Genomic DNA, 11,994 nt, shown 5'->3' on the forward strand with positions numbered 1-11,994 from the left:
TATCACAAATTAATACTAACTCGATATAATCCCATTCATAATTTATCTATTTTGGTTCAGAACCAAAAAATCTTGATAAGGAAGGGGGTGCTTTTCGATGCCAGGAATTATACTATCACAACGTGACTCTTTTGATGATGCTTACAGAAAATTCAAAAGACAATGCGACAGAAACCTTATCGTGACAGAAGCTAGAGCTAGACAATATCACGAAACTGAGACTGAAAAGAGAAAAAAAGAGAAGATTGCAACACGCAAGAAAATCCTTAAAAAACTCTTCATGCTTAGAAGATACGAGTCAAGACTGTAATTTTTACAGCAGCAGGGCCTTTGCCCTGCGACTCATCTCACTTTTTTACTTAAACCACACAAATTTTCCGTTAACTCATTACACATTATTTAACTTTTCGCTAGAATAATCTCATATTTTTTCGAAGGTTTTCTTATGACATTTACGACCACATTACAAAAAGACGCTATTAAAATCATGCTCCTGGGTTCAGGTGAACTGGGTAAAGAAGTGGCTATTGAAGCACAACGACTTGGTATAGAAGTTATCGCAGTAGATAAATATGAGAATGCCCCTGCGCACCTTGTTGCCAACCGCTCTTATGCCATAGATATGCAGGACAAAGAAACCGTACTCGCACTGATAGAAAAAGAGCAGCCGAGTTTTATCCTGCCTGAGGTTGAAGCGATCAGCATCGCAGCGCTCTTTGAAGCAGAAGCCAGAGGTTTTCATGTGATCCCAAATGCCGAAGCGGTCAATAAAACAATGAACCGTAAGAACATCCGTGTGTTTGCAGCCGAAGAGCTGGGACTGAAAACAAGTAACTATGAGTTCGTCACGACACTCGATGGGCTCAAAGCAGCAGGTGAACGTATAGGTTTCCCTTGTGTCATCAAACCGGTGATGAGTTCCTCAGGTCATGGACAGAGCATTGCAAGAACCCCGGATGATATAGAAAGATCCTGGGAGATGGCAAAAGAAGCACGGGGAGATGCCTCTGAACTGATCGTAGAAGAGTTCGTACCTTTTGACTATGAGATCACGCTTTTGACCGTACGTAACGAAACAGGTACCACCTTCTGTGAACCCATAGGACACGTCCAAAAGGATGGAGATTTCATCCTCTCATGGCAGCCGATGCAAATGACTCCGGCATCACTTCAAAAAGCGCAAGAGATCGCAAAAGCAGTGACTGACGGCCTGGGTGGTCGCGGTATCTTCGGCGTGGAATTCTTCGTGAAAGATGATGAAGTCTACTTCTCCGAACTCAGTCCGCGTCCTCATGATACAGGCATGGTCACACTCGTGACACAAAGCCAAAGTGAATTTGCACTGCATGTAAGAGCAGTACTTGGACTCCCTCTTGACTTTACCTTCTACGGTTCTGGTGCCTGTGGTGCCTACAAAGCCAAACATGAAAGCCATACTCCTACACTTGAAGTACCGGACACTGCCTTTACCAAAGACAGTTTTGTCAGGGTCTTTGGTAAACCCGAATCACATGTAGGCCGTCGTATGGCAGTCAGTCTCGTACTTGATGAAGTAGAAGAAGCCAAAAGAAGAGCCGCACAGATCGTAGAATCCATTTCAGACAACTAGGGGGAGCACTGATGCATTTTTTTGCCAGGGTGTTTTTACCCTTTTTACTCTTTGTCTACATTGCTATTGAAACCTATCTAAGGTTACAACATACCTCTCTTTGCGGAGAAGTCGGTTGTGCACTGGCAGGAGAACTCCTTAGATTTGACCATGTCTATCTCAATTATTTTGGTTTGGCCGGCGTATTCTCTTTGATCATTGCCGGCTACCTTTCACGCAAAATCCGTTTTTTTGACACACTCTTTTTCATAATGCTTTATGCGGGTATAGCCTTTGAAGCAACCATCATTGGCTACCAGTTCATAGCCAACCCTGAACCCTGTCTCTTTTGCCTCAGTGTCTTCTCCTCTCTGCTTCTCATTGCACTCTTCAGTCAAATAAGGCATTTTGCTGTTGTTCTGGCTACCGTGCTTTTCATTTTTTTAGGTTTGAATACACTGACCATTCCCAAAAATAGATCTTTTGTGACCACACCCGGTCTCTACCTCATACAGTCAGAGACATGCAGCCATTGTAAAAGAGTCAAAGCGTATTTTTCTGAACATGATATAGCCTATACCCCTATCGCTTCAAAAGAGATCAATGCCAGAGGATTTTTAAAATTTGTGGATATCGGTACTATACCTGTGCTCATTATCAAAGAGGCCTCAAGCATGACCATTTTAAAGGGTGATAGAAAGATCATTGCATATTTTGATGCACAGCATAAAGCAGAGATGGTTAAAGACGCGACAGAATCTACACCGGTACAAAGCAGTACACTGGAACTCTCTTCTGATTTCCTGGGGGCAGGAGGGGATGCAGGTTGTGCCCTGACCATCACAGAAACACCCTCCTGTGCAGACACGAATGCTACACCCATACCTCAACACCAAGGCAATAGATGAATATCGTATTACTAGACGCTAAAACACTGGGTGGTGACCTGGACATCACTGCACTTAAGTCTTTTGGCGCACTGACCGTGTACCAGACCACTTCCAAAGAAGAGACACTTGAACGCATCCAAAATGCAGATATCATTATCACCAATAAAGTGGTCATCACTGCAGATATGATGGAAGCAACCCCTTCAGTGAAACTCATCTGCATCGCTGCCACAGGCATGAACAATGTAGACCTGGAGGCTGCCGGATCAAAAGGGATAGAGGTCAAGAATGTTTCGGGATACTCAACCAAGAGTGTGGTACAGCATACGTTTGCCATGGGGCTTTATCTCCTTGAAAAAATGGCATATTATGATACCGTGGTAAAAGATGGATCATGGAGTGCATCAGGGCTTTTTACCGATGTCAGTCAACCCTTTTATGAGATCTCAGGGAAAAAATGGGGGATTATCGGGTTTGGAACCATAGGCCAGGAGGTTGCCAAGGTCGCCACAGCATTCGGGGCAGAGGTCTCTTACCACTCCACAAGCGGGAAGAATCTTCATCATGCCTACCCGCATCAAAGTTTAGAATCTCTGCTCAAATCATGTGATATCATCTCTATTCATGCACCGCTCAATGAGGATACCTATAACCTCATCAATAAAAACAACCTTCCTTTTATCAAAGAGGGAGCGATCCTTCTCAACCTCGGACGGGGAGGCATCATCAATGAAACAGACCTGGCCTTGGAGCTTGACAGACGAACCTTGTATGCCGGACTGGACGTGCTTGAACAAGAGCCGCTCATACTCAACAACAGACTCAATGAAATCAAACACAAAGAGAGGCTCCTGATCACACCGCATATGGCGTGGGCAAGTATCGAAGCGAGAAAAAAGCTTCTTGAAGGTATTGTAGAAAATATTCAACTATTTATGGAGCGCATATGATAGATGTACTGATCATCGGTTCTGGCGGTGCCGGACTCACAGCGGCACTTGCAGCAAAACATGCCGGGGCTTCGGTCGCTGTAGCGGGGAAAGCCTATCCTACCAATTCACAGACCTCTATGGCTCAAGGTGGTATGAACGCTGCCCTTGGCAATGTCGGTGAGGATGATATCGATTCACACATTGCAGATACCGTCAAGTCGGCAAAGGGACTTTGTGATGAAGCAATGGTCAGATATATGTGTGAAAATGCGCCCGGGACCATCGCATGGCTAGAGCGTTTGGGTGTACCTTTTTCAAGACTTGACAACGGAAAATCCGGTACCCAAACCATCGCCCAGCGTCAAATGGGTGGAGCCTCGGCAAAACGTGCCTGTTATGCCCAGGACTACACCGGACTCAAGATACTCCATACCCTTTATGACACCTGTTTAAAAGAAGAGATCGACTTTTTGGATGAACACTATCTACTCAATCTCGTTACCAATGAAGGAACTGTCAAAGGTGCCACCTTTTTGGATATACGTACAGGTGAGGTGAAACAGATCAGCGCAAGATCTGTGATCATCGCCACAGGCGGATATGGCGCACTCTATCATGGATTTACGACCAATGCCTACGGTTCTACCGGAGATGGTGTAGCAGCCGTACTGCGTGCAGGCGGGGCAGTCTCTGACATGGAATTCATCCAATTCCACCCTACAGCGCTCAAACACTCCTCCATTCTGGTCTCTGAATCTGCCAGAGGAGAAGGCGGCTATCTGGTCAATGAGAAGGGTGAGCGTTTTGTGGATGAACTCAAACCGCGTGATGAAGTGGCCCGTGCCATCTTCAGTCAGATCCAAGAGGGGCAGCGTGTCTTTTTGGATGTACGTCATTTGGGAGAGGAGAAGCTCATGGAACTGCTTCCGCAGGAGGTGGAACTCTGTAAATTGCATGAACATGTGGACCCTGCAAAAGAGCTTATCCCCATCCAACCCGTTGCCCACTACACGATGGGTGGGATAGAGGTAGATCAGGCGTTGGAGGTCCAGGGGATCAAGGGATGCTTTGCCGTGGGTGAATGCTCCAATGTAAAAGTACATGGTGCCAACCGCCTTGGCGGGAACTCCCTGCTTGAGATCACAGCGTTTGGAAAACTGGCAGGAGAACATGCCTATCAATATGCGCTTGATGCAAGTTCACAACCTGTTGATGACACACAACAACAAAAAGATGCAGAAGCGATTGAAGCACTCTATACACAAAAAGCGGGTGTCAACTTTTACCCTTACAGAGAGAAGCTGGGGAACCTTTTTTATAACAAGGTTGGTATCGTCAGGGACAATGCGCATCTCCATGACGCACTGAACGAAGTGTCCGCTATGCAAGAGATGCAAAAAGAGATGGGGATTTCCGATAAAAGCCGCTCGAACAACCAGAACCTCATAGACTTTTTGGAGTTTCAAAATGCCCTGATTTTAGCCCCTATGATCATCACTTCGGCCATTGCCAGAGATGAAAGCCGTGGGGCTCACTACAAGGTCGGGTTTGAACAGGAAGATGAAGCACTGAAAAAACATACTGTCATCCAGTGGAAAAAGGAAACAACATGCAAATAAAGATCCTTCGCTCTGAAACCAATACCCACCAATCCTATACACTGCCTGCAGGTGAGATCCCTCTTTTGAATGCCTTGAGCTATATCAAAGAGACACAAGATGCCACACTGACCTTTTCTGCAGGATGCCGTGCTTCGGTCTGCGGTACGTGCGCCGTACGTGTGAACGGTAGAGAGGAACTTGCCTGTGCCTACAAAGTAAAACCCGGAGATATCATAGAACCGCTACAGTACCATCCCGTACTGCGTGACCTCAAAGTAGACAAACACAGAGCCAAGGAGACCCTCCTAAAAAGTACTGCATGGCTGCACACTTCACAGGAAGCTTCACTCACACATCGTGATGAAAAACTTTCTGAAAGACAAACCGACTGTATACTCTGCGACTCCTGCTACTCTGCCTGCCCTGTCTATGCAGTCAACCCTGACTTTCTCGGACCTTTCGCACTGACGCGCGCGTATCGTTACACTACGGACAAACGTGAAAGCAATGCAAAAAACATTATAGATAATGTTCAGAGTAATGGGGTATGGGATTGTATCTTATGTGGAGAGTGTACGGCTGTGTGTCCTAAGAGCATAGACCCAAAAATGGACATTACGATGTTAAGAGGACTCTCTGTACAGGAGGGATATCAGGATCCCTCTTTTACCACACAGAGTTTTGGCACGCCGGATTTTGGCGGCGGAGGATTTGGGTTCGACCCCAATGCAGGATTTTAGAGGTCTCTAGGATCCACGATCTTCCCTGCTATGGCTGAAGCTGCAGCTACCGCTGAGTTCGCCAAGTAGATCTCTGAGGTTCTTGCACCCATACGGCCTACGAAGTTACGGTTGGTGGTAGCCACACAACGCTCACCGTCTCCGAGTATTCCCATATATCCACCCAAACATGCACCACAAGTAGGGTTAGAGACCACGGCACCTGCTTCGATAAGGATATCCATCAAACCTTCATGCTGTGCCTGAAGAAGTATCTTCTGTGTAGCTGGCGTTACGATCATACGTGTATGGCGTGCCACCCTTTTGCCTTTCATGATCTCCGCTGCGATACGAAGATCCTCGATACGTCCGTTCGTACAAGATCCTATCATCACCTGGTCTACCTTTAAGTCATCCGCAACCGCTTGCTCAATAGGCTTACCGTTTGACGGCAGGAAAGGATAAGCGACCACCGGTGAAAGTGCTCCAGTATCTATCGTGATCACTTGACAATACTCGGCATCTGCATCAGAAACATGGATCTTGGGTTCGGCTCTTAAACCACCATTGATCTCTTTTCTCTCTTCAAGGTACGCCAAAGTGATATCATCCACGGCAAAGATACCATTTTTAGCCCCCGCTTCGATCACCATATTCGCGATAGAAAACCTGTCTGCCATACCAAGGTGCTGGATCGCTTCACCTGTAAATTCGATGGCTTTATACAAAGCACCGTCCACACCTATCTGTCGGATCAGTTCCAGGATGATATCTTTCCCGTAAATGTGTTCACCCGGTATACCTGTCAACTCCACTTTGATCGTCTCAGGTACCTTGAACCAGTTACCGCCCGTGATCATCCCGAATGAAAGGTCTGTACTTCCCATACCTGTTGAAAATGCACCCAGGGCACCATGGGTACAGGTGTGGCTGTCTGCGCCGATGATCACATCACCAGGAACAACCAACCCTTTTTCCGGAAGCAGTGCATGTTCGATACCCATATCTTTTTCATCGAAAAAGTATTTCAAATCATGTTTATAGGCAAAATCTCTGGAAATTTTTGCCTGGTTCGCTGAAGCAATATCTTTTGCCGGAATATAGTGATCCATTACGATACAAAAATTGTCCGGTCTTGCCAATTTTTCCGCACCTGACTCTTCAAATGCTCTAATGGAGATAGGTGTGGTAATGTCATTTCCGATGATCATATCGATATCTACTCTAACGATCTCTCCTGCATGCACTTCACGCCCTGCATGCTCCGAGAAGATCTTTTCTGTCATAGTTTGTCCCATAGGTTGTCCTTTTATTCTAGAACGTTTTTTGAACACAGTCCAAAAAACCATGCTGCCGCCATGGCAACTTACTTGATCGTTCTAATTATGATAATATTACGCGAATTATAGCGAAAAAAAATTATGCTAGAATTTCACTACAATTATGAAGAAAGACCCACATGAAATTATACGAACTCAAAGCCATCGCCGAACGTCTGAATGACTTCTCTTTTATCAGTCGGGCCAGACGTGTTGAGGACAATACGATAGAGTTGGTATTTGACAAATATGACAGCTACTTTTTCAATATGACCAGAGGGCACAGTTTCATCTACAAAGCCCCGTCACAAAGGCCGATCCAAGGCTATAATGCACCTTTTGACACCCTGCTTCATACCCTTCTCTCCGCCAGCAGGATACTCTCCGTGGAGGTACCGAACGAAGACCGGATCCTGCGTTTGACACTCGCGCCCAAAAGTTCCTATAAGGACAAGATCATCTATCTGCAGTTGGAATTTACAGGTAAAAATACCAATGCGATCCTCATCGATGACAATGAAGTCGTTATCGAGGCGCTGAGACATATTGATGCGGACAGCTCTTTCCGTGTCATCCGTCCAGGTATGGAGCTTCTTGCCATACCCCCTTTCAGACGCACAGAAGAGAGCAAAAAGATACCCGATGTTGATACGTATCTTGAAGAGCAATATCGTCAGGTACATGCGAAAAAACTTTCCGAGTTAAAAAAACAGAAACTCTCACTGACCGATAAAAAGATCCAAAAACTGAACCAGGTTTTAGAGAAACTTCCCGATGAAGCGCAATTGAATGATGAAGCGCAGATGTACAAAGCGTATGCCAACCTCATCTTGGCCAATCTCTATCAGATAAAGCCCTATGACACAAAGCTTCAGACCTATGATTTTGAAGGCAATGAAATTACCATAAAGTTGCCTAAAGATACGAAGGTCAACCGTATGAGTGATCACTTTTTCAAGCTCTCCAAACGTGCTAAGAACAAGGCCAAGAATGTGCATATAGAAAAAGAGAACCTGCAAAGCAAAAAAACGTTCTATGAGAATATCTACTATGCGATCGAACAGGCAAAAGACCCGTATGAACTTGAACTTCTTGTACCCAAACGGGGAAAGTCCAAACGTAAGAAAGAGCGTCTGAAAGAGGGAGAACTCTTCTGGATAGAAGACTATAAAGTTCTGGTAGGACGTAACAGTCATGAAAATCAAAAACTCCTGGAAATGGCAAAAGCCAACGACCTTTGGATGCATATACGTGATGTACCGTCAAGCCATGTCATCATCAGGACCGATAAACAAAATCTGCCCGATTCCGTACTCAAAGCTGCCGCAAAGCTCTGTGTAGATTTTTCTGTCAAAAATCCCGGGGATTATGAGGTCGATTACACCAAACGTAAATTTGTCAAAGTCCAAGAAGGGTCCAATGTACTTTACAACAAATACGACACGATCTCTGTCACAAAAGAAGGCGTTGAGATCAGAGTCTAGTACCTTCTAACCCAAAGCGTGCTATAATATTCTTCATTTAAAAAACGAGGGTATCGCCATGACAAAAATATTTACAGATTATCAAGAACGATGGCTTACGGGTATTGGACTATTGGCAGTTGTTGGATTGATCGGTTGGATAGATAGCTTTTTTATTATGTGGGCTTTTTTAGGTCTTATCTATATGTTCGCCTTTTATGAAGCGATGAAACTTTTCAAACTTACCGGTCCCTCTATGTATGTATGGGCTTCTCTTTTATGGCTGGTTGCCTATTTTTACCCTAATCCGGATGACCTGTTCTTCTTCATGGCCGTCATATTTGCTTCTTCTCTTGCCTATTTTCATAATTTTGACAAAAGGCTGCTCCTTCCTTTCCTTTACCCGGTGAGCGGCATACTCTTCTTCCTGATCCTCTACCAGGATTTTGGTATCGCGTCTATGTTCTGGCTCCTTGTCACCGTAGCACTTACGGATGTCGGTGCATTTTTTACAGGCAAAACCATAGGCAAAACAAAATTTTCAGATACCTCTCCAAACAAAACACTCGAAGGTGTTTTTGGCGGAATTATCATAGCCACCCTTGCAGGTAGTTTTGCCGGACTTTTTGTCGTAGAATGGAAGATCGCGATCATTGTTACGGTTGTGACTTCCGTAGCCTCAGTATTTGGAGATCTTTTTGAGTCATATCTTAAACGTGAAGCGGGAGTAAAAGACTCCGGAGATCTGCTCCCCGGACATGGCGGTATACTGGACCGAATAGACGGTTACCTCTTTGGTGCAGTCATCATGGTCATCGCACTCAGATCCCTGCTCTAATCTATGTCCAGCATCGTTTTACTCGGTTCTACCGGCTCCATTGGGGTCAATACCCTCATCATCGCAGAACGCTATAACATTGCCATAGAAGCGCTTGCCGCAGGCAACAATATCGACCTGCTGAATGCCCAGATCAAAAAACACCGACCCAGAGTGGTGGCTATCGCCAACGAAGCAGACAAAGCCAAAGTGGATCATCCCCATGTACTCTGCGGGGCACAAGGTATTTTGGATCTGATAGAGATGTCTTATAGCGACACGGTGGTGAATGCGCTCGTAGGCTATGCCGGTCTTGCTCCAACCCTCAAAGCCACCGGTCTTGGCAAACGCGTTGCATTGGCGAACAAAGAGTCTCTGGTGGTTGCAGGAGAATTCATAGATATGTCACTTATCACGCCGATAGACTCTGAGCACTTTGGACTCTGGTACCTCATGAATGAACGGCCTATCTCTAAACTCTATATCACTGCAAGCGGCGGTGCATTTAGAGACTGGGAACTGGACAAAATGAAAGAGGCTACCTTTTCAGATGCCCTCAAACACCCTAACTGGTCCATGGGGAACAAGATCACCATCGATTCAGCCACGATGACCAATAAACTGTTCGAACTGCTAGAAGCAAAATGGCTCTTTGATACCACAAAGGTAGATGCAGTGATAGAAAAGAAGTCGATCATCCATGCACTGGCAGAATTCACAGACGGTTCTACCACAGCACACTTTGCGGGGGTGGACATGAAACTCCCTATTGCCTTTGCACTCAGAGGAGAGGTAGAAGAAGCCATCCTGCCTCCCACAGACCTGCTCAGCATAGGTGCCTTGGAATTCCTGCCGATCGAAACGGAACGTTACCCTATCTGGAGTATCAAAGAACACATCCTGGAGCATGCCCATTTGGGTGTCGTGGTCAATGCAGCCAATGAAGAAGCGATACAGGCATTTCAGGAAGATCAATGCTCTTTCTTTGGTATGAGTGAAATGGTTTTAGATGCCTATAAGAAGTTTGAAGCGGTGAAAGCATCGAACATCGATGACATTATCCAAATAGATCAAGAGGTAAGAGCGTATGTCAAACAACGATAAAGTACTCATCCTGCATGGCTGGGGAGGCAGCGATGCACCGCACTGGCAAGCAGAACTGGCTGCTGCCATCGCCAAAAACTATGGGACAGTCTCTTTCCCTCTGCTTGACAACTGTCACTTTCCCAGCAAGAACAGGTGGATCAAGCAACTCAAAGAGATACTTAAAGATTTTAAACCAGATACTGTTGTGTGTCATTCTTTGGCCAATACACTTTGGTTTTGGCTCTGCCAGGAAGAAGTACCTTATATAAAAAGACTTTTTATGGTCTCTCCACCGAGCCTCACAACTGAAGTTGATACCATCAAAACCTTTTTCCCTTGCCAACTGCCGGAAAAGCTCTATGCCAAAGAGGTACAGATGATCGTTTCGGACAATGACCCGTATATCCAGGTGGGAGAGGCCACAAGTATCGCACAACAGTATGATATCCCCCTCACTGTGATCAAGGATGCGGGCCATATCAATGCTGACAGCGGCTACGGTAAATGGAACCTTATAGAAAAACTTGTATTGGACAGAGCATGATCTTAAGTATTGAATCCAGCTGCGATGACAGCTCCATAGCTATCACTGAAATAGCCACCAAAAAAGTCCTCTATCATAAGAAGATCTCCCAGGAGGCACAACACTCCTGTTACGGAGGTGTGGTCCCTGAACTTGCATCGAGACTACATGCTGTTGCATTGCCTGAGATCCTGAAAGAGACCCAGCCCTACTTTGAAAAGCTCAAAGCCATAGCGGTCACCAACCAACCCGGACTGGGAGTCACGCTGCTTGAGGGTATAGCGATGGCGAAAACCTTAAGTACGCTGCTTGAGATACCGCTTATCCCTGTACATCACCTCAAAGGGCACATCTACTCACTTTTTATCGAAAAAGAACCTATTATGCCCCTGCTTGTACTTCTCATCTCAGGAGGGCATACACAGGTCATCAGGGTTGAAAGTTTTGAGCATATGGAGATCCTTGCTACCAGTATGGATGACTCAGTGGGGGAAAGTTTTGACAAATGTGCCAAAATGATGGGCTTGGGCTACCCCGGAGGACCCCTCATAGAAGCATTGGCTCTTAAAGGAGATGAAAACCGTTTCGATCTGCCTGTACCGTTACGCAACTCTCCCCTTATTTCCTTTTCACTCTCGGGACTGAAAAATGCCGTCAGACTTCAAGTAGAAGCACTTGGCGGCAGTGAAGGTATGAGCGAACAGGATAAGGCAGATCTCTCTGCATCCTTTCAAAAAGCGGTCAAGCTTCACCTGCTTCAAAAAAGCAAAAAGATCTTTGCCAAAGAGAAGATCAGAGACTTCGCCATTGTCGGCGGAGCCTCCGCAAATAAATACCTGCGGAATGCCTATCAAGACCTGTGTGATGAATTCGGGAAAACGATGCATGTGGCACCCCTTGAATATTGTGCAGACAATGCGGCCATGATAGGAAGATATGCACTTGAAGCCTATCAAAGAAATCTCTTCATTGATCCCAATGAGATAGATATTGTAAGCAACAAAAAACAACAAAACGGGATGCTTCTTTGATTGTCACTGTAATCCCCGTTTGATA

At 45.6% G+C, this 11,994-nt stretch carries 12 protein-coding genes; 11 read left to right on the forward strand and 1 reads right to left on the reverse strand.

The annotated features are described in order from the left end of the window. Window positions 1-97: 97 nt before the first annotated feature. From rpsU to LDM98_RS10680, 6 genes are all read left to right on the forward strand, one after another. Complete coding sequence (gene rpsU / locus LDM98_RS10655; RefSeq protein WP_223899397.1) at window positions 98-310, forward strand: 30S ribosomal protein S21; 213 nt, start codon at window positions 98-100, stop codon at window positions 308-310. Window positions 311-445: 135 nt separating this feature from the next. Continuing rightward, a complete protein-coding gene (gene purT / locus LDM98_RS10660; RefSeq protein ID WP_223899398.1) occupies window positions 446-1,609 on the forward strand; it encodes a formate-dependent phosphoribosylglycinamide formyltransferase in 1,164 nt (387 codons plus the stop codon). Window positions 1,610-1,620: 11 nt separating this feature from the next. After that, a complete protein-coding gene (locus LDM98_RS10665; protein ID WP_223899399.1) occupies window positions 1,621-2,496 on the forward strand; it encodes a hypothetical protein in 876 nt (291 codons plus the stop codon). After that, a complete protein-coding gene (locus tag LDM98_RS10670; RefSeq protein WP_223899400.1) occupies window positions 2,493-3,428 on the forward strand; it encodes a D-2-hydroxyacid dehydrogenase in 936 nt (311 codons plus the stop codon). The genes LDM98_RS10665 and LDM98_RS10670 overlap by 4 nt, the downstream gene beginning before the upstream one ends. After that, complete coding sequence (locus LDM98_RS10675; protein ID WP_223899401.1) at window positions 3,425-5,029, forward strand: FAD-binding protein; 1,605 nt, start codon at window positions 3,425-3,427, stop codon at window positions 5,027-5,029. The genes LDM98_RS10670 and LDM98_RS10675 overlap by 4 nt, the downstream gene beginning before the upstream one ends. After that, window positions 5,020-5,751: a succinate dehydrogenase/fumarate reductase iron-sulfur subunit gene (locus LDM98_RS10680; protein ID WP_223899402.1), complete on the forward strand. Its 732-nt coding sequence runs from the start codon at window positions 5,020-5,022 to the stop codon at window positions 5,749-5,751. The genes LDM98_RS10675 and LDM98_RS10680 overlap by 10 nt, the downstream gene beginning before the upstream one ends. Here the strand turns inward: LDM98_RS10680 and LDM98_RS10685 are convergent. Further along, the gene (locus LDM98_RS10685) at window positions 5,748-7,028 is read right to left on the reverse strand and encodes a 3-isopropylmalate dehydratase large subunit (protein ID WP_223899403.1); all 1,281 of its coding nucleotides are present in this window, start codon (window positions 7,026-7,028) and stop codon (window positions 5,748-5,750) included. The two genes, LDM98_RS10680 and LDM98_RS10685, sit on opposite strands and share 4 nt — an antisense overlap. 161 nt (window positions 7,029-7,189) lie before the next feature. Here LDM98_RS10685 and LDM98_RS10690 point away from each other — a divergent pair, with 161 nt between their 5' ends. Genes LDM98_RS10690 through tsaD form a run of 5 tightly spaced genes read left to right on the forward strand, consistent with a single transcriptional unit; the run spans window position 7,190 to window position 11,969 of the window. Continuing rightward, entirely contained in the window at window positions 7,190-8,533 is a 1,344-nt protein-coding gene (locus LDM98_RS10690; RefSeq protein ID WP_223899404.1) for an NFACT RNA binding domain-containing protein, read from the forward strand. A gap of 58 nt (window positions 8,534-8,591) precedes the next feature. Continuing rightward, window positions 8,592-9,350 carry a phosphatidate cytidylyltransferase gene (locus tag LDM98_RS10695; protein ID WP_223899405.1) on the forward strand — a complete coding sequence of 253 codons (759 nt, stop codon included), beginning with the start codon at window positions 8,592-8,594 and terminating at the stop codon, window positions 9,348-9,350. Window positions 9,351-9,362: 12 nt separating this feature from the next. Continuing rightward, complete coding sequence (gene dxr, locus LDM98_RS10700) at window positions 9,363-10,433, forward strand: 1-deoxy-D-xylulose-5-phosphate reductoisomerase (RefSeq protein ID WP_223899488.1); 1,071 nt, start codon at window positions 9,363-9,365, stop codon at window positions 10,431-10,433. Beyond that, window positions 10,417-10,959 (forward strand): alpha/beta hydrolase, encoded by a 543-nt coding sequence (locus tag LDM98_RS10705; protein WP_223899406.1) that lies wholly within the window; start codon window positions 10,417-10,419, stop codon window positions 10,957-10,959. The genes dxr and LDM98_RS10705 overlap by 17 nt, the downstream gene beginning before the upstream one ends. Next, on the forward strand, window positions 10,956-11,969 hold the full coding sequence (tsaD, locus tag LDM98_RS10710) for a tRNA (adenosine(37)-N6)-threonylcarbamoyltransferase complex transferase subunit TsaD (protein ID WP_223899407.1): 1,014 nt from the start codon (window positions 10,956-10,958) through the stop codon (window positions 11,967-11,969). Before LDM98_RS10705 ends, tsaD begins: the two co-directional genes overlap by 4 nt. Window positions 11,970-11,994: the final 25 nt, after the last annotated feature.

The sequence above is a fragment of the Sulfurovum sp. TSL1 genome (assembly GCF_019972135.1).
Taxonomy (GTDB): domain Bacteria; phylum Campylobacterota; class Campylobacteria; order Campylobacterales; family Sulfurovaceae; genus Sulfurovum.

What these genes read in the sequence shown, in the direction of transcription:
- LDM98_RS10695 (WP_223899405.1), top strand. Translation starts at nt 8,592, where the DNA reads ATGACAAAAATATTTACAGATTATCAAGAACGATGGCTTACGGGTATT.
- LDM98_RS10705 (WP_223899406.1), top strand. Translation starts at nt 10,417, where the DNA reads ATGTCAAACAACGATAAAGTACTCATCCTGCATGGCTGGGGAGGCAGC.
- LDM98_RS10685 (WP_223899403.1), bottom strand. Translation starts at nt 7,028, where the DNA reads ATGGGACAAACTATGACAGAAAAGATCTTCTCGGAGCATGCAGGGCGT.
- LDM98_RS10690 (WP_223899404.1), top strand. Translation starts at nt 7,190, where the DNA reads ATGAAATTATACGAACTCAAAGCCATCGCCGAACGTCTGAATGACTTC.
- LDM98_RS10665 (WP_223899399.1), top strand. Translation starts at nt 1,621, where the DNA reads ATGCATTTTTTTGCCAGGGTGTTTTTACCCTTTTTACTCTTTGTCTAC.
- LDM98_RS10675 (WP_223899401.1), top strand. Translation starts at nt 3,425, where the DNA reads ATGATAGATGTACTGATCATCGGTTCTGGCGGTGCCGGACTCACAGCG.
- LDM98_RS10670 (WP_223899400.1), top strand. Translation starts at nt 2,493, where the DNA reads ATGAATATCGTATTACTAGACGCTAAAACACTGGGTGGTGACCTGGAC.
- purT (WP_223899398.1), top strand. Translation starts at nt 446, where the DNA reads ATGACATTTACGACCACATTACAAAAAGACGCTATTAAAATCATGCTC.
- tsaD (WP_223899407.1), top strand. Translation starts at nt 10,956, where the DNA reads ATGATCTTAAGTATTGAATCCAGCTGCGATGACAGCTCCATAGCTATC.
- LDM98_RS10680 (WP_223899402.1), top strand. Translation starts at nt 5,020, where the DNA reads ATGCAAATAAAGATCCTTCGCTCTGAAACCAATACCCACCAATCCTAT.
- rpsU (WP_223899397.1), top strand. Translation starts at nt 98, where the DNA reads ATGCCAGGAATTATACTATCACAACGTGACTCTTTTGATGATGCTTAC.